This window comes from Microbacterium sp. I2 (genome assembly GCF_051364985.1).
In the GTDB taxonomy this organism is placed as follows: Bacteria; Actinomycetota; Actinomycetes; order Actinomycetales; family Microbacteriaceae; genus Microbacterium.
Genome location: NZ_JBLWIH010000007.1, coordinates 20,924 through 40,055, shown reverse-complemented (window position 1 = coordinate 40,055; position 19,132 = coordinate 20,924). Strand labels below are relative to the sequence as shown.

The window sequence follows — 19,132 nt, the reverse complement described above, 5'->3', positions numbered from 1 at the left end:
TCGTCGGATCAGTGTCCGGGTTCTATCCGCAGCACCTCGGGCGATTCGCCCAGGGTCAGGTCGTCGTTGACGCGCAGCGTGCGCGCCAGGTCGTCGACCGAGCCGATCACGGTGCCGAAGCGCTCGCGGTCGGAGCAGACCGCGGTGAGCGTGACGAAGTGCGTCCCGGTGTCCCACGTGTACGTCGCGAAGGGTGGCTGGCGCGCATCCGGGGGCAGCGGCATCTCGAGCTTCTCGCCCACGCCCAGGAAGGGATTGCGGAAGGACTGGGTGTCGTCGTACTCCATCGGCATCATGGCGCGGGCCGCACGCAGCTCGTTGGTCGCCTGCTGAATCTGCGCCATCGCCACGACCAGCTCGGCGTCGGCCTTCCACACCCAGACCAGCACGCGTCCCGCGGCCTTGCGCATCAGGAACGGCGCGGCCTGGCTCATCGCCCACGCGGCCACGCCGCTGCCAGGGCGCGCCTCGCCGCCGAGCGCGCCGCTCGCCTGGCTCAGCAGCATCCGGATCGCCGCCTTGCGGTGCCGGCGGCCGCGGAAGCCGAGGGACTCTGTCACCGGGACCCACAGATTCGGGTCGGCATCGGCCTGAAGTCGGGGCATGCCACCAGCGTACGGGGCGTACCCTGCACGTTCCCGGGGCATCGCACCGCCCTCGGGTACAGTGGATCCGCGCGTCACCGACCCCACCGCCGCGCGCCCCCGCCGTCAGAGACAGGCCCCCATCCCGTGACCGATCCTGCGACGCCCGCCGACCTACCCGCCGAGGCCCGGCCGCCGAGTCCGTCGGCGCGCCCGCTGAAGATCCTCATCGGCGCCGACACCTTCCTTCCGCACGTCAACGGAGCCGCGCGGTTCGCCGAGCGCCTCGCCGCCGGGCTGGTCGTCCGCGGTCATGACGTGCAGGTCATGGCGCCCAGCGCCGGGCACCGCAACCACGGCACCTTCACCGAGGTGATCGAGGGCAGCCAGATGACGATCCACCGACTGCCGTCGTGGCGCTGGCCGCCGCACGACTGGCTCACCTTCGTGCTGCCGTGGATGTCGAAGCACTACGCCCGCCGCGTGCTCGACGAGGTGAAGCCCGACGTCGTGCACATCCAGTCGCACATCGTCATCGGCCGCGGTCTCGCCCGTGAGGCGCACAAGCGCGGCATCCCCGTGGTCGCGACCAATCATGTGATGGCCGAGAACATCGTCGACTTCACGACGCTGCCGCCCTTCCTCGACAAGATCGCGATCAAGCTCGCGTGGGACGACGCCAAGCGCACATTCGGCCTCACCCGCGCCGTGACCACGCCGACGCGGCGCGCCGCGGACTTCCTCGAGAGGACGATCGCGATCGAGGGCGTGATCCCGATCAGCTGCGGCATCGAGGCGGCCAACTACACGCCCGACCTCACGCCTCGCGACGCTCACCGCCTCGTCTTCGTGGGCCGGCTCACGACCGAGAAGCAGATCGACGTGATCCTGCGGGCGCTCGCGACGCTGGATCCTGCCCTGGACGTGACGTTCGACATCGTCGGCAACGGCGACCAGCGCCGCAACCTCGAAGAGCTCGCTGCCCAGCTCGGGCTCGACGGACGCGTCACCTTCCACGGCCACACCACCGACGAAGAGCTCCGTGGCTTCCTCTCGCGCGCCAGCGCGTTCGTGATCGCGTCGATCGCCGAGCTGCAGTCCATCGCCACGATGGAAGCCATGGCGTCGGGTCTGCCGATCGTCGCCGCCGACGCCGTCGCCCTGCCGCACCTCGTGCACGACGGCGAGAACGGCTATCTGTTCCGTCCGGGCGACGTCGAGGATCTGGCCGAGAAGCTCACCACCGTCCTCACGCAGGACCCCGACGAGCGGCTGCGCATGCAGCGGGCCTCGCTCGAGGGCGTGAAGGTTCACGACATGCGCCGCACGCTCGACACCTTCGAAGCGCTGTACCGCGACGAGCCTCTTCCCGAGTAGGCGCCCGTGCACGTCGTGATGTTCGGTGACCAGCACGCCGAGACGCTCGGCGGGGCACAGGTCTCGATGCGGTTGCAGCGTCGGTTCCTCGAGAAGGCCGGTCACACCGTCACGATCGTCGCGCCGGCGATGCACGGGCCACGCGCCCGCTCGGCGGCGGCCGACTCCGCGTATCTCGACGTCCCGTCGATCCCGGTGACGCTCGATCGCGAGTACTCGATGTCGTGGCCGGGCCGGCGCACGGACCGATGGGTGGATGCCGCGCTGGAGGGCCGCCCGCCGGTCGACGTCGTGCACGTCCAGGCCGACTTCTGGGGCGCGCTCATCGGCTATCGCTTCGCGCGGCGCCACGGCATCCCGATCGTCCACACGATGCACAACCGGCTCGACGTGGGCATCGGGGCGACTGCCCCGTTCCCGAAGCTCGTGCTGCGCGTGCTGAACGCGTGGCAGCGACGCGTGCTGGGCGTCGCGTCCGAGACGAAGCCCGGCCGGGACGGCTGGTCGTACCTGCGCCGCTTCGCCGAGCGGGCGGATGCGGTGACCGCCCCGTCGGCGCACTTCGCCCGCCGCCTCGAGCAGCATGGCGTCGTGCCGCCGGCCCCGCCCGTTGTCGATGTGATCTGGAACGGCATCGACGACGAGCTGCTCGACGGGATCCTCGCGTCGTCGAGTGCTGAGCGCATGCCGGGGCGCCCGCGGTTCGTGTGGCTCGGGCGGATGAGCCCCGAGAAGCGCCTGCTTCCGTTCCTCGAGGCGGTCGCCGCCTCGGGTGTCGACGCCGAGGTCGAGCTGATCGGGGGCGGGGGTCAGCTGCGCGCCGCGCGCCGGCTCATCGAGAAGCTGTCCCCGCGGGCGACGGTCGTCTTCGCGGGACGAATGCCGTACGCCGAGACACTGCGCAAGATCGCGCGCGCGGATGCCGTCGTGCAGACCTCGATCGGCTTCGAGACGCAGGGCATGACGATCTTCGAGGCCGCGGCGCTCGGGACGTCGTCCGTCGTGAGCGACCCCGACCTGGCGGCCGAGCTCGGCGCGGGGTACTGGCCCGTCGGCGACGCGTTCCCGAGGGGGATCCCGGATGCGTCGGTGCCCGCGCTCGCGGACGCACTGCGCACTGCGGCATCCGAGATCGCCGGGGGTGCGCCGGTCGTTCCCGACCCGACGATCCGGGAGCGTTTCCGCCAGTCCTCGCGGACTGCGGCGATGGTCGAGGTGTACGAGCGGGTCACCGGCTGAGCCGGCGAATCCCGGCGGCTTAGAACGCGCTGACCACCTGGATCGCGATCGGATAGATCGCTGAGAACACGATGACCGAGAAGAGTGTCGCGATGCCGGCGCCGAGACCGATGCCGGCGAGACCTTTGGGTCGGCCCTTGGCGGCGAGCCCGATCGCGCCCACGATGATCGCGCCGATGGCGAGCAGGGAGTCGATGATCGCGAAGGCGATGTTGACGACACCGAGGGCCTCGTATGTGTTGCCGCCGATCACCGCGGCCTGGGCGAGCGCCGACACGAGCTGACTGAGCAGGATGCAGCCGGCGAGGATCACGGAGATCAGCCCGGCGCGATTGCTCTGGGAGGACCGCCCGGCGACCGCCCACTGCGATTCACCGGGTTGCTGAGGCTGCCCGGTCGGATGGGCCCCTGGATACGGAGGCGCGTACTGCCCCTGATGAGATGACGGCGACGGGCCCTGCGGAGTGGACGGCGTGGACATGTGTGCTCCTTCCCGGGAGGAGCATAGCGATGCTGTGAGAACGCTTGCCCGCTCGAGCGGGCGGGGCCGACTCAGGGGAGACGCGTGCGGTCGGTCGGGATGCGGCGGCGGCCGTCCGTGCGGAGCGCGACGACCGTCGACGCGAGGGCGAAGGCGGAGAGTACAGCGAAGGCGATGGCGATGAACATGGCAGAAACGCTACGCTTGCGTGATCACTGCCACGAGTGGCAGGATGGACACACATCGTACGAAAACTGCCACACCGGGAGAGCCGCCCATGAAGACCGTCGCCTGCATCGTCCAAGAGGGCTTCGCGCCGTTCGAGTTCGGCGTCGCATGCGAGGCGTTCGGACTGGATCGCTCGGACGACGGCATCCCGAACTTCGACTTCCGCATCGTCACGCCCGAGCCGGGCCAGGTCTCGTCGAAGATGGGCTTCTCGATCAACGTCGAGAACGACCTCGCGTTCGCGTACGAGGCCGACCTCGTGGTGGTGTCTCCGGTTCCGCACCAGTACTGGGCGCACACCGATGAGCGCGTGCTCGACGTCATCCGCGACGCCGTCGCCCGGGACGTGTGGGTACTGAGCGTGTGCAGCGGCTCGTTCGTCGTCGCCGCCGCGGGCGTACTCGACGGACGCAAGGCCACGACGCACTGGATGTACGCGCAGAAGATGGCAGAGATGTACCCGAAGGTCGATGTCGACCCGGACGTGCTCTACGTGCAGGACGGCCGCATCATCACGAGCGCCGGCACCGCCGCCGGCCTCGACGCGTGCCTGCACCTGCTGCGGCAGGAGCTCGGCGCCGAGCTGACCAACAAGATCGCACGGCGCATGGTGGTGCCGCCCCAGCGCGACGGCGGTCAGGCGCAGTTCATCGACAAGCCGCTCCCCGCCACCACCTCGCTGTCGCTCGCGCCGGTCACGGACTGGATGCTCGACAATCTGCGCCTCGACCTCACGGTGGAGCAGCTGGCGTCGAAAGCCCACATGTCGCCACGCACCTTCGCCCGCCGGTTCAAGGCCGACTTCGGTGCGACGCCGGCCGCGTGGCTTTCACGGCAGCGCATCATCCACGCTCAGCGTCTGCTCGAATCCACCGACCTGGGCCTTGACCGCGTCGCGTACGAGAGCGGATTCGGTTCGGCGGCGGTGCTGCGGCAGAACTTCGCCCGGGTGCTGGGCACGACGCCGACGGCCTACCGTGCCCGCTTCTCCTGCACGACCGACGAGCACGAGATGGCGGGCCCGACGCCCACTCCCAACGCCGCCGACGCGCCGTTCGGAGCCCCCGGGCGAATGGGGCCAGCCCCGGCACCCGCCGAAGCGAATGCCGGGGCAACCGTTCTCGAGCCGGTGGCCTGAGCCTCAGGAGGCTCAGCCGCGCCGTGCCTTGAGTTCGCGCCCGTGCACGGTGAGCGCGTAGATCACGAGGACATCGAGCGCCAGCACGGCGATCGACAGCCACGGCTGCGCAGCGATCAACGTGAGCTGCCCGATCGCGTTGAGCGCGACGAGGATGATGGCGATCACACGCGCCCACGTCGCCCCGCTCAGGAGCGCGATGCCGACGAGGATCAGCAGCACGCCAGAGATGAGGTGCCACCAGCCCCACGCCTGGATGTCGAGCGAGAACAGGCCGGCCTCACCCACGAAATAGGCGGTGTCGGGCCCGATGAGGGCCTGAAGGCCGTGGAAGAGATCGATGACGCCGGCGATGAGAAGGACGACGGCGGCGAAGACGCCCCATCCCACCCATCCCGTGACAGTGGTGTCGTTGTCGGTCATGTGCGTGGTCCTTTCGTGGAAGCGGGCGCCGGGCGGTCTTCCTGCGAGGTGGCACCGGCGTGTGCCGCACATCTCGAAGGTGGCGCAGACCGCGCAGCCCGGCATCACCCAGGACGTGTGAAATCCGTGGCTGACGAGCCCGTTCGCGCTCACGGGCGCGCGACCGACGAGTGCCCTTCGCTACCGTGGGCCCCATGGGCCTCAATCCGAAGACGTGGTTCACGCGCGAGGCCCTGGGGAAGGACGTCAAGGCCGGCATCGCGCTCGGTGTCGAGAGCGTGCCCGACGGCCTCGCATCGGGGCTTCTCGCGGGCGTGAACCCGCTCGCCGGGCTCTATGGCTACCTGTTCGGCATGGTGGGCGCCGCCTTCTTCACCAGCAGCACGTTCATGGCCGTGCAGGCGACGGGCGCAATGGCGCTGGTGGTGGCTGACGCCGACCTGCAGAGCAGGCCGGATCCCGATCGTGCGCTCTACACGCTGGCGATGCTGACCGGCGTCGTCATGATCGTGGCGGGCCTGGCCCGCGCCGGGCGCCTCGTACGGTTCGTGCCGACGGCGGTCATGACGGGATTCATCACAGCGGTCGGCGTCAACATCGTGCTGGGTCAGCTGTCGAACTTCACGGGGTACGACGCGCAGGGCGCGAACCGTATCGTCAAGACGATCGACCTCATCCTGCACGTCAGCCAGTGGAGCATCCCCGCTGTCGTCGTCGGGGCGATCACGGTCCTTGCGATCGTCGTGCTGCAGCCCACGCGCGTCGGCAGCCTGAGCCTGGTGGTGGCGGTCGTGCTCGGCTCGATCGGGGCGTGGCTGCTCAACCTGTGGGTGGCCGGTCCCGTGGTCGTCCTCGACGACATCGTCGACGTGCCCCGCGGTCTTCCGGCACCCGTGCTCCCGAACCTCGACGACATCGCGTACCTCGCGATCCCCGCCGTCTCGCTGGCATTCGTGGGCCTCGTGCAGGGAGCGGGCGTCTCGGCCGGCATCCCCACCCCTGACGGCAAGCCCGCCGACGCCTCACGTGATTTCATCGGGCAAGGGGTCGGCAACGTCGTCGCCGGCCTGTTCCGCGGCATGCCGGTAGGCGGATCGATGTCGGCCTCGGCGCTCGTCGTGGCCGCCGGTGCGCGCACGCGCTGGTCGCTCGTCTTCGCCGGCGGAGTCATGGCCCTGGTGATCCTCTTGGCCTCGGGACTCGTCGCCTTCGTCGCGATGCCGGCGCTCGCCGCGCTGCTCATCGTGGTCGGGATCTCGGCGATCAAGCCGAGCCGCGTGTTCTCGGTGATCAAGAGCGGAGCGCTGCAGACCACGATCATGGCGGTGACGTTCGTGCTGACCCTGATCATCCCGCTGCAGTTCGCGGTGCTCGTCGGAGTCGGCCTCGGGATCGTGATGTTCGTGGCGCAGCAGTCCAACCGCGTGCGGGTACGTCAGGTGCACATCACCGACGACGGGCGCCTGCGCGAATCCGACCCGCCGGCATCCGTCCGTCCCGGCGAGGTCCTGGTGCTTCAGCCGTACGGCAGCCTCTTCTTCGCCAGCGCACCGACGTTCGAGCGCCAGCTTCCGCGCATCGGCGCCGACTCGCGGCGCGCCGTCGTGATCGTCCGGCTCCGTGGCACCGACGAGGTGGGGCTCGCCTTCATCGAGGTGCTGCGTCGGTATGCGCACGATCTGGCGTCGGCGGATGCCTCTCTCAAGATCGTCGCGAGCGAGAAGCGCGTGATCAACCAGCTAATCGCGGGTGGCCTGGTCGACGACATCGGCGAGGCGAACCTGTACCACGGCGGCGAATGGGTGAGCGAGACGCTGCGCCGCGCGTACGCGGACGCGCGTGAGGAGATCGCGCGGGGATGATGGGCCTGCCGCCGAACGGATTGCCGCGGCGTCCGGTGCCTGGTAAACTTGAGCCATCACGACTCAACTTTGAACGTGAGCAGATTTCAGGAGACACATGAACGCCACCCCGCAGCCCGGACAGGAGGACGCGCAGAGCGCCCTCGAGCAGTTCGGCATCAACCTCACCGACCGCGCCCGCCAGGGCAAGCTCGACCCCGTCATCGGACGAGACAGCGAGATCAGGCGCGTCAGCCAGGTGCTGACCCGCCGTACCAAGAACAATCCCGTCCTCATCGGCGAGCCCGGCGTCGGCAAGACGGCCGTCGTCGAGGGCCTCGCGCAGCGCATCGTCGCGGGTGACGTCGCCGAGTCGCTCAAGGACAAGGAGCTCGTCACCCTCGACATCTCGGCGCTCGTGGCCGGCGCGATGTATCGCGGCCAGTTCGAGGAGCGCCTCAAGAGCGTGCTCAAAGAGATCACCGAGTCCGACGGGCGCATCATCACGTTCATCGACGAGCTGCACGTGCTCATGGGCGCCGGCGGCGGTGAGGGGTCCGTCGCAGCCTCCAACATGCTCAAGCCCATGCTCGCGCGCGGCGAGCTGCGCATGATCGGCGCGACCACTCTCAACGAGTATCGCGAGTTCATCGAGAAGGATGCCGCGCTCGAGCGCCGCTTCCAGCAGGTCTACGTCGGCGAACCCAACGTCGAAGACACCGTCGCGATCCTGCGCGGACTCAAGGAGCGGTACGAGGCGCACCACAAGGTGGCCATCGCGGATGCCGCGCTCGTGGCCGCGGCATCCCTCAGTCACCGCTACATCCCTTCCCGGCAGCTGCCCGACAAGGCGATCGACCTCATCGACGAGGCCGCGTCGCGCCTGCGCATGGAGATCGACTCGGCGCCGCTCGAGATCGACGAGCTGCGCCGCCACGTCGACCGGCTGAAGCTCGAGGAGCTGGCGCTGAAGAAGGAGAAGGACGACGCGTCGAAGGAGCGGCTTGCGACCCTGCGCGAGACGCTGCGCACCGAGCAGGAGAAGCTTGGCGAACTGCAGGGCCGCTGGGAGCGCGAGCGGGCATCGCTCAACCGCGTCGGCGACCTGAAGACCAAGCTCGACGCCGCCCGCATGGAGGCCGACCGCGCGCAGCGCGAAGGCAACCTCGAGAAGGCGTCGCGCCTGCTGTACGCCGAGATCCCCGCGCTGGAGCGCCAGCTCGTCGAGGCCGAACGCGAAGAGCCCGCCGGCGACCGCATGGTCAACGACCAGGTCACCGACGAAGACATCGCAGCCGTGATCGCGGCATGGACCGGCATCCCGGTGGGTCGTCTGCTGCAGGGCGAGACCGAGAAGCTGCTGCACCTGGAGGCCGAGCTCGGCAAGCGGCTCATCGGGCAGAAGGCCGCCGTGAAGGCGGTGTCGGATGCCGTGCGCCGCTCGCGCGCCGGCATCAGCGACCCCAACCGGCCCACGGGATCGTTCCTGTTCCTCGGCCCGACCGGCGTCGGTAAGACCGAGCTGGCCAAGGCGCTCGCGGAGTTCCTCTTCGACGACGAGCACGCCATGGTGCGCATCGACATGTCGGAGTACGGCGAGAAGCACACCGTCTCGCGGCTCGTCGGCGCCCCTCCCGGTTACGTCGGGTACGAGCAGGGCGGTCAGCTCACCGAGGCCGTGCGTCGCCGCCCGTACTCGGTCGTGCTGCTCGACGAGGTCGAGAAGGCCCACCCCGAGGTGTTCGACGTGCTGCTGCAGGTGATGGACGACGGCCGTCTGACCGACGGTCAAGGGCGCACCGTCGACTTCACGAACGTCGTGCTGATCCTCACCTCGAACCTCGGCTCGCCGATCCTGATCGACCCGACCCTGTCGGTGGAGCAGAAGCGCGAGCAGGTGCAGGGCCTCGTGCGCCAGGCGTTCAAGCCCGAGTTCATCAACCGCCTCGACGACATCGTGATCTTCCAGGCGCTCACCGAAGACGACCTCGCGCAGATCGTCGAGCTCGCCGTCTTCGCGCTGCAGCGGCGTCTGAAGGACCGCCGCCTCGCTCTCGCGGTCACACCAGATGCCCGTGCGTGGCTGGCCGAGCGCGGCTACGACCCGGTGTTCGGCGCGCGGCCGCTGCGCCGGCTCATCCAGTCCGAGATCCAGGACCGCCTCGCGATGGCGATCCTCGGCGGCGGCGTACGCGACGGCGACGTCGTACGGGTGGATGTCGCCGCCGACGGCTCGGGGCTGACACTCGTCAGCGAAGGCCCCGCGCCCTCGCCGGAGGTGCCGGCCGACGAGGACGAGGTCATCGAGGCCGAGCTGCTCGACGACTGAGCCCAGTTCGGGCGCCCTGAGGTCCGCGGTGGCGTGCGCGACCGGCGGGCGGTGGTGTGTGGTGGCGGGCGGCCGGGGCGGTGGAGTATGCGAAAACACCAGCCGGTGACCGCGACACGCCGGGCCGAGGCATCCGTCCTCGGCGTGTCGGCGTTCCGGACTGGTGTTTTCGCGTCGGGGTGAGCGTCGTGCGGGCGGCGAGGGGAACCGGGCACGCCGGGCGGTGGTCGGCCTGCGGTGGGCGTGTGGCCGGCGTGCGGTGGTGTGTGCGAAAACACCAGCCGGTAACGGCGACACGCCGGGCGGAGGCATCCGTCCTCGGCGTGTCGGCGTTCTGGACTGGTGTTTTCGCGTCGGGGTGAGCGTCGTGGGGGCGAGGGGAACCGGGCACGCCGGGCGGCGGTCGGCCTGCGGTGGGCGTGTGGCCGGCGTGCGGTGGTGTGTGCGAAAACACCAGCCGGTAACGGCGACACGCCGGGCGGAGGCATCCGTCCTCGGCGTGTCGGCGTTCTGGACTGGTGTTTTCGCGTGGAGGTGAGCGTCGTGGGGGGCGAGGGGAACCAGGCACGCCGGGCGGTGGTCGGCCCGCGGTGGGCGTGTGGCCGGCGTGCGGTGGTGGGTGCGAAAACACCAGCGGGTGACCGCGACACGCCGGGCGGAGGCATCCGTCCTCGGCGTGTCGGCGTTCTGGACTGGTGTTTTCGCGTCGGGGTGAGCGACGAGGGGAACCGGGCACGCCGGGCGGTGCGTGAGAGCATCGAACGTGCGCATCGTCCGAGCACTGTGGGGGTCGTCGCACCCCGGACCCACGCTCGTCGTGACTGCGCTGGCTCTCGCCCTTGGACTCTCGAGCGGCCTCGAGGCGTGGAGGCTCGCTCTGCTGACCGTCGCGGTGTTCGCCGGGCAGCTGTCGATCGGCATCTCGAACGACGCCCTCGACGCTGGCCGTGACCGCGCCGTCGGCCGCACCGACAAGCCGCTCGCCCGCGGCGACGTGAGCCTGCCTGCGGCGTGGGTGGCGGCATCCGTCTGCCTCACGCTGGCGCTGGTGCTGTCGGCGCCTTTGGGATGGCGGATGCTGACGGCACATGCCCTCACGCTGGGCTCCGCATGGGCGTACAACGCCGGACTGAAGTCGACCCCGCTGTCGATCGTGCCGTTCCTGGTGAGCTTCGGCGTGTTCCCCTCGCTCGCGACCCTGTCGGCGCCCGAGCCGGCCTTCGCCGCGGGGTGGGCCTGGATCGCAGGCGCGGTGCTCGGCGCTGCGGTGCACCTGACCAATGTGTTGCCCGACCTCGACGACGACGAGCGCACAGGTGTGCGGGGGCTGCCGCACCGGCTCGGCGCCCGGACGTCGGCCGTCGTCGCGGCGCTCGGCGTCGTCGCCGGTGCCGTCGCGGTGCTGCTCGGCTCGGCCGGCGGAGACCTCGCGGCGGTTTCGCCGATCTCGTGGGTGTTCTTCTCCGGGGTCGCGCTCCTCGCGGTCGCGACTGTCGTGCGGGCGGTGGTGCGGCCCCCGACGCGCGCGCTCTTCCGCCTCGTGATGCTCGCAGCGCTTCTGCTCGCGGCGCAGCTCGTGGCATCCGGGGGAGCTCTCGTCGCCTGACCCCGCGGCATGCCGCTCCCGAAGCCGGCCTTCACGTTGAGAAGCGCGGAGGGGTTGAGAAACCGCGTAGAGGTTGAGACTCACCGCGACACGTGGTTTCTGAACCGGCGTGTGGTTTCTGAACCTCTACCCATCCCGGGTCGGAGGCGCGGCCCACACCCATCGCGTCGGCGTGGGCGGAGCGGCGACCAGCGGGTGCGCGAGCATTGTGCTCACCCACGCCCCGCGCCTTGAGGTTGAGAAACCGCGTAGAGGTTGGGACTCGCTGTGACGCCTGGTTTCTCAACCTGCGCGTGGTTTCTCAACCTCGGTGGGTTGCACGCCCCGCGCCAGCCGTGGCCGCGTCAGGAGTCGCGGTCGAGGCCCATCGCATAGGCGTGGGCGAAGAGGCGAGCGGCAGGTGGCGCGAGCATCGCGCGCACCACGGAACGCCGGGCCCGGGCGAGGCCGCGCGGCAGCGAGCGGCCCAGCGCGGTGTTGACCGCGGCGAGCCGCGCGGCCGTCCGCGCCGATGCCACCCGACGTGCCTCCCAGCGGCGCAGGTCCGGCTCGGGCGCCGCGCCCGTGCGCACCCACTCCGCCAGCAGTGGGGCCAGTGTCGCCGCGTCGAGCAGGCCGAGGTTCATGCCCTGCCCGCCGATCGGGCTCACCTCGTGCGCGGCATCCCCGATCACGAACACACGCCCGTTGCGCATACGGGGCGCCACGACGCGGCGCACGCCGAACGCCGTCGCCTCGGTCACCGCGGACGCTGCCGCCGACTCCTCCCGCAGCTCGAGCGCCGTGCGCATGCGTGCGATGAGGGCGCCCGGTTCGGGGTCGCCGCCCGGCGGATCCCAAGCGACGAACCGCCGTCGTCCGTCGGGCAGCGGGAACGACTCGAGCACGCCGGCGGCATCCAGGTGCACCACGGCGACCTCGGCGTCCGCACGGGGGCCGGTCTCGGCATCCGTCATCACGTACCGATCTCGGTACTCGCGCACAGGCACCGCACCGGCGCGGTAGGCGAGGTCACGCCCGCCGGATCCGGATGCCACGACCACGAGCCCGCTCGTCTGCTCGACCGGTCGGCCGAGGACGCCGGTGCGAATGAGCACGCCGTCGGTGCCCGGCAGGACCGCCATCACGTTGGCGCCGCGCAGCGGCTCGGGCGCCCCGTCGGCCAGCACGGCCTCGGTCGCCGCCTGGGGAAGTGTCGCCACGAACGGGAAGCGCGTCGACAGCTCGTCGAACCGCACCACACCGAGCAGCCGCCCACCGGAGCGGGCCTCACCCCGGCGCACCCGCACGGCGTGGGCGAGCAGCCGTTCGGTGACCCCGGATGCCTCGAGCGCGGCCAGCACCGGGGCGTGCACGCCGATCGCTCGAGAGCCGTCACGCGATGCCGGCCGCCGTTCGAGCACGTCGACATCGACTCCGCGGCGCGCGAGCTCGGCGGCGAGCAGCATCCCCACCGGGCCCGCACCGACCACGGTGACCTCAGCCATGCCCGGGCCCCACGCTGAACGGTTCGAGGGGCAGTTCGCGTCCCTTGCGTGCGCCTGAACCTGCGGCATCTGCGCCTTGAGCGTCGGCTACGCGTCGTTCGGGAGGCAGTTCGTGTCGCAACAGCGGCGCCGATGCCGCAGCAACGGCCACATGAGTGCGGTCGCCGGACGGCGGAAGGGGACGGATGCCGTGGCCCACCCCCGTGACCTCAGCCATGCCCGTGACCTCAGCCATGCCCGTGCCCCACAGCCAGGAGCCGGAACGGCGCGGGCCGCTCGACCCGCCAGGAGCCCGGCCCATCGGAAGCGAGCGCTTCGGCGAGCTCGCCGCGCGTGAAGCTGCGCCGGATCGACCGCAGGCCGTCGGTGCGCAGGAAGGTTCCCGGCGCGAAGGGCGTGATCCCGACCGCGTAGAGCCCGTACGCGAAGCCGCTGCGCTCGATGTCGCCGTGCAGCACCAGCCCGCGCGAGAGCTGGAGCGACTGCGCCGCGAACGCCCGGAGCTCCGCGCCGAGGTGATGCAGAACGTGGTTCGAGAGCACGACGTCGAAGATGTGGCCCTCGGCGACGAGGGCTGCGGCATCCGTGCACACGAAGGCGACGGTCGGCGGAACCTCGCGCTCCGTCGCGACGGCGTGCGCACGTGGGTCGGGGTCGGCGCCGGTCCAGTGCACGTCGAGGCCGTCGCGTTGCGCGAGGCCCGCGAGTCGCGCGACGAGGTCGCCACCGCCGGAGCCCAGGTCGAGCACGCGGGCGGGCCGGCCGAGTGAGGCCAGATGCGGCCTGAGCCGGTTGCGATACACGCTGCCCCAGCCCGAGACGAGCCGGTTCACGGTACCGAAGCGGCGCAGTGTCGCCCGCAGCCGGCGTGGGTCGCAGTGCGGGTCGTCCATGAGCTCGACGAGCGTGTCGTCGCGCACCGCGAGGCTCATCGCCGCGCTCCCCAATCGGGTCGCGGTCGGGCTCATGCCCGCGCAGCCAGGGCCGGTGCCACCCCGGCGGCGAGGTCCTGGCGCACCGCATCGTGGCCCGACGTGCGTCCGCGACCGAGCCGCCGGGTCATGAGCGCCGACTCCACGGTGAGCCCCGGGCCGAACGCCAGTCCGGCGATGCGCGCGCCTTCCGGGAGCGTGTCGTCGTGCAGCAGCCCGCGCAGGATGAACAGGATCGTCGCGCTCGACATGTTGCCGTACTCGCGCAGCACCGCACGCGACGCATCGAGCGCGGCCGGATCCAGGTCCAGCCCCGCCTCGACGCGATCGAGCACGCTGCGGCCTCCGGGGTGCACGGCCCACGCGTCAGGTGCATCGGGGCCGACGAACCGGTCCACGGCCGCGCGGATCTCACGCCCGATGATCCGCGGCACCTCGGCCGACAGCACCATCTCGAAGCCGTGGTCGCCGATCGTCCAGACCATGTCGTCCTCGCCCTCGTCGGTGAGCGCGGTGCCGAAGCGGTCGAGGTCCAGGCCGCCGGCATCCTGCACCGCCGCCGGTCCCGCGACGATCGCGGCCGCGGCGCCGTCGCCGAAGACGGATGCCGCGACGATCTGCTGGGGGTCGGCCGAGGCCCGGATATGCAGCGAGCACAGCTCGACGCACACCACGAGCACCACCGCGTCGGGCTGCGAATCGGTGATCCGCGCGGCCAGCCGCAGTCCGGGCAGCGCCGCCGCGCACCCGATGAACCCGAGGTGGTAGCGCTCGGTCGTGGTCGGCAGTCCCAGATCCCGCACCAGCCGGTAGTCGGGGCCAGGCGCGAAGAAGCCGGTGCACGACACCGTCACGACGTGGGTGATGGCGGATGCCGCGAGCCCGGCATCCGTCAGCGCGGTGCGTGCCGCCTCGGCGCCGAGCCCCGGCGCGAGCCGGGTGTAGAGGTCGTTGCGCGGACCCGTCGTCGGAGCGCGCAGCGTGCCGTCAGCGTCGAGGAACTCGGGGCCTCCCGGCGTCGGCGGCAGACCTGCCAGCTCGCCGAGCACGGTGTGGCGATGCTCGATCGCGGAGGCGCCGAAGGCGCCCTGGATGCGCCGCCGCGTGAGGCGGTCGACGCCGGGCTGCGACGCGAAGAGCTCGCGCACGGCATCCTGCGCGATGCGCGCGGGCGGGACCGCGGTGCCGATGGAGACAATGCGGGCCGTCATGGAGCCACCCAATCACGCCGAGCCCCCTCACGGCAGTGGTTGCGCGATGATCGCCCGCCGGGTAGGGGACGGATCACGGTCCCTCGCCCCTCCAGGCGCCGTCCCCACGGCCCCTCCCGCCGTGTGGGCGCAGGCGCGTTGCCCGGTGGGGACGGATGACGAATGCCCGGCGCGCGCCCTGCGCACGTGCCGGGCATCCGGGTCTCGTTCACGTGGTGGCGCCGGACAGCGCCTCCTCCGCGGCATCGGGCAGGTCGCGCATCCCCCAGAACGGGCCGATCACGACGAACAGGCACGCCAGCAGCTCGCCTGTTGCAGCGATCCACAGGGTCGGCACGGTGCCGATCCAGGTCCCGAGGGCGCCCGCGATGAGTGCCCCGATCGGCATGACCCCCCACACGACGAAGCGGATCGAGGCGTTCATGCGGCCGAGCAGCCGCCGTGGGGTGATGCGCTGCCGGAAGGTCACCTGGGTGATGTTGTAGAGCAGCACCGTGAAGCTCATGACGAAGAACTGCGCCACGAGCAGCGGAAAGGCCAGCGCCGGCACGAGCGAGATCGCCGGGAGGAAGAACGGCACGAGGCAGAAGGCGATCGCGCTCAGGGGAATGGCGCGGGCCTCACCGATACGCGCCACGATGCGCGGCGTCGCGATCGCGCCGAGCAGCCCGCCCACCGCCGACAGCGAGAACACGATGCCCAGCATCGCCGGGGTCAGCCCGAGCTCGCGCAGCACGAAGATGGGCAGCAGCGTCGTCGCGATCGTGCCGAAGAAGTTCGCCACGCCGGTCGTGCCGACGATGCGGCGCAGCAGCGGGTTGCCGAACACCCACGACAGGCCCTCGCCGATCTCCTTGTGGAGCGGCTGATGGTCCTCGGGGGCGCGGCGCACCTCGTGGTCCTTGGTGAACAGCAGGGCGATGAACGACGTGACGTAGGTGGCCACCGTGATGAGGATCGCGACCGGGGCGACGAGCACGCCGACGAGCCAGCCGCCGACGGCAGGACCGGCCAGACCCGCGAGCTGCTCGGTCGACTGAAGCTTGCCGTTGGCCTCGGCGATCTGGTCGGTGCGCACCAGCGACGGGATGATGCTCTGGTTCGACACGTCGAAGAACACCGTCGCGATGCCCATCACGAGCGCGACGGCGATCATGTGCCAGATCTCGAGTACCCCGAGGACGGCCAGCAGCGGAAGCAGTGCGAGCGCGACGGCGCGGACCACGTCCGCCCAGATCATGACGTGCCGCTTGTGCATGCGGTCGATCCACGCACCCGCAGGCAGTCCCACGATCAGGAACGCCGCGACCTGCGCGGCGCCCAGCAGCCCCACCTCCCACTCCGTCGCCTGCAGCGTGAGCACGGCGAGGACGGGGAGGGCGAGCTCGGTGATCTGCGCGCCGAACTGGCTGAGAGCCTGACCGCTCCACATCGTGAGGAAGTTGCGGTCTCGCCACAGCGAGCCCTTCGGGGCGGCCGGCGTGGCAGGGCCGGCCGGTTCGCCGGACCCGGCTGTCGCGGCCGCGGCATCCTGATCCGCCTCGACGGCGTCCTCGGCACTCGCGCGCGACACCGACGTCATGGCCTCTGCCCGAGCCTCGGCGAGGACTCCGGTGTCGACGCCGGCGACGTCCGACGGCCCCTCTGATTGAGACATGTCAATCAGTCTGCGCCACTGATTGAGACTTGTCAATCGGTTCGCTAGGCTCGCTCTATGGTGAAGTCGCACGAAGAGCGTATCGAGCTTCGCCCCGGCGATCCCGAGGCCGAAGCACGCATGAAAGCGCTCAGCTCGCCGCTGCGACTGCGCGTGCTGCGGCTGTGCGCGTTCGAGTCGCGAACCAACAAGGAGCTCGCCGAGCTCCTGGGCGTGAACCCCGGCACGATGCTCCACCACGTGCGCACCCTCGTCTCGACCGGCTACCTCGCCGCCGAGCCCGAACGCGCCGGCGCACAGGGGGCACGTGAGGTGCCGTATCGCGCCACCGGGCTGTCGTGGCGCACGTCGATGCCGAGCGGCAGCACCGTGCTCGTCGAGACCTTCCTGCAGCAGATCGAGGGTCTCGCCGACGAAGACCTCGACACGACGTGGCTCGGGCTGAAGCTCAACGACGAGCACAAGGCCGAGCTGCAGCAGCGGCTCTATGATCTCGCGCAGGAGTTCAAGGACCGGGGGCCGGATGCCGACGGCGAGACGTATTCGCTCTTCTTCGCATTCCACCCCGACCACAACCCGCCCGCGTTGCACGGAACGAGCCCGTCACCCGACTGAGCGCCACCGTCGAGGGAGCGGGACGCGCGTCGGCCGACGGTGGACGACGCCCTGGACACGCCCCGCCCGCAGGAGGATCGTTGATCCCGACACCGACCATTGGAGGCGGACATGTTCTCACCCGACCGGCCGTTCTCGAGCTTCGCCGTGCCCGACGTCGACGAGGCCATGACCTTCTACCGCGACACGCTCGGACTCGCCGTCACGGCGGACGACGTGGGCGGCTTCACGATCGCGCTGCCCGGAGGGGGCGACATCTTCGTGTACCCCAAGCCCGACCATGAGCCTGCCGTCTTCACCGTGCTGAATTTCGCTGTCGACGACGTCGAGGCCGCCGTCGACGACCTCAACTCCCGCGGAGTGGTGACCAAGATCTACAGTGATCCGGACTACGGCACCGACGAGAAGGGGATCTCGCGAGGCTTCGAGGGCGGGCCCGACATCGCGTGGTTCACCGACCCCGCGGGCAACGTCATCTCGGTGATGTCGGGCGGACCTGTCACGGGCTGACGCGACCGCTCTGGGCGGGGGTGCCGCTCACGGCAGGTGCGGCCACCCCTCCGGCCCGAGGGTACCCGCCGGGTACTCGTCGAGCGGCACGTCGCCGGCGTGCCACGCGGCCAGTACCGGGTCCACGATCCGCCACGACTGCTCGGCGGCGTCGCCGCGCACCGAGAGCACGGCGTCGGCATCGAGGATGCCCGACAGCACCTCGCCGTACGCCTTGAGGGCGCCGGCGCCGAGGTCGGCTTCGAGGATCGCGCGCTCGAGCTCGAACGGGTCGTCGCCGCCGTTGACGTTGAGCTCGAGCTCCATCCGGTCGGGCCCGAGCGAGAACCGCAGCACCGAACCGGGCGCGGGGCCGGTGAGGCCGGCAGGCACGTGGTTGACGGGGCGGAACGTGAGGACGATCTCGCCGTCCTTGCCCGCCAGCGCCTTGCCCGAACGCAGCGTGATGGGCACGCCCGCCCAGCGGTCCGTGCGCACCTCACATGTCAGCTCGGCGAGCGTCTCGGTGCCGCGCGCCGGGTCGACGCCGGCCTCGTCCGTGTACGCCGGCAGCTCGCGGTCGCCGACCGTTCCGGCGGTGTAACGCGCGCGACGCGACGAGGCGACCGGGTCGTCGCCCCACACATGCGTGGCCCGCAGGACGGCCCCCGTCGCGTCGCGCAGGTCGCGCTCGTGCAGGGTCGCCGGGGGCTCCATCGTGAGCACTGCCATCACCTGAAGGAGGTGGCTCTGGATCATGTCGACGAGGGCCCCGGCGCGGTCGTAGTAGCCGGCGCGCCCTTCGAGTCCGAGCGTCTCGTCATAACGGATCACGACCGACTCGATGTGCTCGGCCGACCACACCGGGGCGAAGACGCGGTTCGCGAACCGTACGCCGAGCACATTGAGCAGCGTCGACCTGCCGAGGAAGTGGTCGACGCGGAACACCTGCTCCTCGGGCACGAGCCGTGCGACGGTCTCGTTGAGCTTGCGCGCGCTCGCCTCATCGACGCCGAACGGCTTCTCCAGAGCCAGCACCGTGCCGTCGGGGATCGCGACGCCGGCCAGCGCCTCGCATGCCGCCGCGGCCACTGCAGGCGGCACAGCGAAATACAGAGCGATCCGCGCGCCGGGGTCGGACAGCAGCCGGGTGAGGTCGGCCGGCGCGGTGATGTCGGCCTGCTCGTAGGTGGTCTCCGACACCCGGTCGAACGCCTTCTCGAAGCCGCCCGTCGCGAACGCCGTCCGCACCGTCTCGCGCCAGCGGGCGTCGTCCCAGTCCTCCATGCCAGAGCCGCGCAGGCGGACCCGGCGATCCGGTTCGAGTGTCAGCAGCTGCCCGAGCGCGGGCAGCAGCAGCCGCGAGGTGAGGTCGCCTGTGGCGCCCAGGATCAGAAGCGTGGTCTCGGTCGCCATGCCGCCCAACCTACCGCGCGATTCGAAACGGATGGCGGCGGGCTGCTGTCGTTCGGCGCCCGGGTTTGCCACAATCGGG

The 19,132-nt window shown here is 70.8% G+C and carries 16 protein-coding genes; 8 read left to right on the top strand and 8 right to left on the bottom strand.

Annotated features, from left to right (window positions below; all coding sequences use genetic code 11):
- Positions 1-8: 8 nt before the first annotated feature.
- A complete protein-coding gene (locus ACLKM7_RS05320; RefSeq protein ID WP_436446123.1) occupies positions 9-605 on the bottom strand; it encodes a hypothetical protein in 597 nt (198 codons plus the stop codon).
- Positions 606-731: 126 nt separating this feature from the next.
- Here ACLKM7_RS05320 and ACLKM7_RS05315 point away from each other — a divergent pair, with 126 nt between their 5' ends.
- Both ACLKM7_RS05315 and ACLKM7_RS05310 read left to right on the top strand, forming a co-directional pair.
- On the top strand, positions 732-1,961 hold the full coding sequence (locus tag ACLKM7_RS05315) for a glycosyltransferase (RefSeq protein WP_436446122.1): 1,230 nt from the start codon (positions 732-734) through the stop codon (positions 1,959-1,961).
- Between the two features lie 6 nt (positions 1,962-1,967).
- A complete protein-coding gene (locus ACLKM7_RS05310) occupies positions 1,968-3,200 on the top strand; it encodes a glycosyltransferase (protein WP_436446121.1) in 1,233 nt (410 codons plus the stop codon).
- Positions 3,201-3,219: 19 nt separating this feature from the next.
- Here the strand turns inward: ACLKM7_RS05310 and ACLKM7_RS05305 are convergent, their stop codons facing one another.
- Complete coding sequence (locus ACLKM7_RS05305) at positions 3,220-3,681, bottom strand: hypothetical protein (protein WP_436446120.1); 462 nt, start codon at positions 3,679-3,681, stop codon at positions 3,220-3,222.
- Between the two features lie 277 nt (positions 3,682-3,958).
- Between ACLKM7_RS05305 and ACLKM7_RS05300 the strand changes: the two genes are divergently transcribed.
- Positions 3,959-5,047 carry a GlxA family transcriptional regulator gene (locus ACLKM7_RS05300; protein WP_436446119.1) on the top strand — a complete coding sequence of 363 codons (1,089 nt, stop codon included), beginning with the start codon at positions 3,959-3,961 and terminating at the stop codon, positions 5,045-5,047.
- 12 nt (positions 5,048-5,059) lie between these two features.
- Here the strand turns inward: ACLKM7_RS05300 and ACLKM7_RS05295 are convergent, their stop codons facing one another.
- A complete protein-coding gene (locus tag ACLKM7_RS05295; RefSeq protein ID WP_436446118.1) occupies positions 5,060-5,470 on the bottom strand; it encodes a DUF7144 family membrane protein in 411 nt (136 codons plus the stop codon).
- A gap of 194 nt (positions 5,471-5,664) precedes the next feature.
- Between ACLKM7_RS05295 and ACLKM7_RS05290 the strand changes: the two genes are divergently transcribed.
- The 3 genes from ACLKM7_RS05290 (at position 5,665) to ACLKM7_RS05280 (ending at position 11,246) form a co-directional block, all read left to right on the top strand.
- Positions 5,665-7,332 (top strand): SulP family inorganic anion transporter, encoded by a 1,668-nt coding sequence (locus tag ACLKM7_RS05290; RefSeq protein ID WP_436446117.1) that lies wholly within the window; start codon positions 5,665-5,667, stop codon positions 7,330-7,332.
- Positions 7,333-7,429: 97 nt separating this feature from the next.
- The gene (locus ACLKM7_RS05285; protein WP_436446116.1) at positions 7,430-9,640 is read left to right on the top strand and encodes an ATP-dependent Clp protease ATP-binding subunit; all 2,211 of its coding nucleotides are present in this window, start codon (positions 7,430-7,432) and stop codon (positions 9,638-9,640) included.
- Positions 9,641-10,403: 763 nt separating this feature from the next.
- Positions 10,404-11,246, top strand: a complete 843-nt coding sequence (locus ACLKM7_RS05280) for a UbiA family prenyltransferase (RefSeq protein ID WP_436446115.1) — start codon at positions 10,404-10,406, stop codon at positions 11,244-11,246.
- A 344-nt stretch (positions 11,247-11,590) separates the two neighbouring features.
- On the opposite strand, the gene ACLKM7_RS05275 is transcribed toward ACLKM7_RS05280, so the two are convergent.
- The 4 genes from ACLKM7_RS05275 to ACLKM7_RS05260 form a co-directional block, all read right to left on the bottom strand.
- The gene (locus ACLKM7_RS05275) at positions 11,591-12,802 is read right to left on the bottom strand and encodes an FAD-dependent oxidoreductase (protein ID WP_436446114.1); all 1,212 of its coding nucleotides are present in this window, start codon (positions 12,800-12,802) and stop codon (positions 11,591-11,593) included.
- A gap of 158 nt (positions 12,803-12,960) precedes the next feature.
- A complete protein-coding gene (locus tag ACLKM7_RS05270) occupies positions 12,961-13,665 on the bottom strand; it encodes a methyltransferase domain-containing protein (RefSeq protein WP_436446113.1) in 705 nt (234 codons plus the stop codon).
- Between the two features lie 32 nt (positions 13,666-13,697).
- Positions 13,698-14,876, bottom strand: coding sequence for a type III polyketide synthase (locus tag ACLKM7_RS05265; RefSeq protein ID WP_436446112.1), 1,179 nt, complete (start codon positions 14,874-14,876; stop codon positions 13,698-13,700).
- A gap of 208 nt (positions 14,877-15,084) precedes the next feature.
- Positions 15,085-16,533, bottom strand: a complete 1,449-nt coding sequence (locus ACLKM7_RS05260) for an MFS transporter (RefSeq protein ID WP_436446111.1) — start codon at positions 16,531-16,533, stop codon at positions 15,085-15,087.
- Positions 16,534-16,590: 57 nt separating this feature from the next.
- Here ACLKM7_RS05260 and ACLKM7_RS05255 point away from each other — a divergent pair, with 57 nt between their 5' ends.
- Both ACLKM7_RS05255 and ACLKM7_RS05250 read left to right on the top strand, forming a co-directional pair.
- Positions 16,591-17,148 (top strand): ArsR/SmtB family transcription factor, encoded by a 558-nt coding sequence (locus tag ACLKM7_RS05255; RefSeq protein WP_436446110.1) that lies wholly within the window; start codon positions 16,591-16,593, stop codon positions 17,146-17,148.
- Positions 17,149-17,259: 111 nt separating this feature from the next.
- Positions 17,260-17,658: a VOC family protein gene (locus ACLKM7_RS05250; RefSeq protein ID WP_436446109.1), complete on the top strand. Its 399-nt coding sequence runs from the start codon at positions 17,260-17,262 to the stop codon at positions 17,656-17,658.
- A 27-nt stretch (positions 17,659-17,685) separates the two neighbouring features.
- On the opposite strand, the gene ACLKM7_RS05245 is transcribed toward ACLKM7_RS05250, so the two are convergent.
- Positions 17,686-19,053, bottom strand: a complete 1,368-nt coding sequence (locus ACLKM7_RS05245) for a glucose-6-phosphate dehydrogenase (protein WP_436446108.1) — start codon at positions 19,051-19,053, stop codon at positions 17,686-17,688.
- Positions 19,054-19,132: the final 79 nt, after the last annotated feature.

What these genes read in the sequence shown, in the direction of transcription:
- ACLKM7_RS05300 (WP_436446119.1), top strand. Translation starts at nt 3,959, where the DNA reads ATGAAGACCGTCGCCTGCATCGTCCAAGAGGGCTTCGCGCCGTTCGAG.
- ACLKM7_RS05265 (WP_436446112.1), bottom strand. Translation starts at nt 14,876, where the DNA reads ATGACGGCCCGCATTGTCTCCATCGGCACCGCGGTCCCGCCCGCGCGC.
- ACLKM7_RS05305 (WP_436446120.1), bottom strand. Translation starts at nt 3,681, where the DNA reads ATGTCCACGCCGTCCACTCCGCAGGGCCCGTCGCCGTCATCTCATCAG.
- ACLKM7_RS05275 (WP_436446114.1), bottom strand. Translation starts at nt 12,802, where the DNA reads ATGCCGCAGGTTCAGGCGCACGCAAGGGACGCGAACTGCCCCTCGAAC.
- ACLKM7_RS05290 (WP_436446117.1), top strand. Translation starts at nt 5,665, where the DNA reads ATGGGCCTCAATCCGAAGACGTGGTTCACGCGCGAGGCCCTGGGGAAG.
- ACLKM7_RS05245 (WP_436446108.1), bottom strand. Translation starts at nt 19,053, where the DNA reads ATGGCGACCGAGACCACGCTTCTGATCCTGGGCGCCACAGGCGACCTC.
- ACLKM7_RS05320 (WP_436446123.1), bottom strand. Translation starts at nt 605, where the DNA reads ATGCCCCGACTTCAGGCCGATGCCGACCCGAATCTGTGGGTCCCGGTG.
- ACLKM7_RS05260 (WP_436446111.1), bottom strand. Translation starts at nt 16,533, where the DNA reads ATGTCTCAATCAGAGGGGCCGTCGGACGTCGCCGGCGTCGACACCGGA.
- ACLKM7_RS05255 (WP_436446110.1), top strand. Translation starts at nt 16,591, where the DNA reads ATGGTGAAGTCGCACGAAGAGCGTATCGAGCTTCGCCCCGGCGATCCC.
- ACLKM7_RS05270 (WP_436446113.1), bottom strand. Translation starts at nt 13,665, where the DNA reads ATGAGCCTCGCGGTGCGCGACGACACGCTCGTCGAGCTCATGGACGAC.
- ACLKM7_RS05285 (WP_436446116.1), top strand. Translation starts at nt 7,430, where the DNA reads ATGAACGCCACCCCGCAGCCCGGACAGGAGGACGCGCAGAGCGCCCTC.
- ACLKM7_RS05250 (WP_436446109.1), top strand. Translation starts at nt 17,260, where the DNA reads ATGTTCTCACCCGACCGGCCGTTCTCGAGCTTCGCCGTGCCCGACGTC.
- ACLKM7_RS05295 (WP_436446118.1), bottom strand. Translation starts at nt 5,470, where the DNA reads ATGACCGACAACGACACCACTGTCACGGGATGGGTGGGATGGGGCGTC.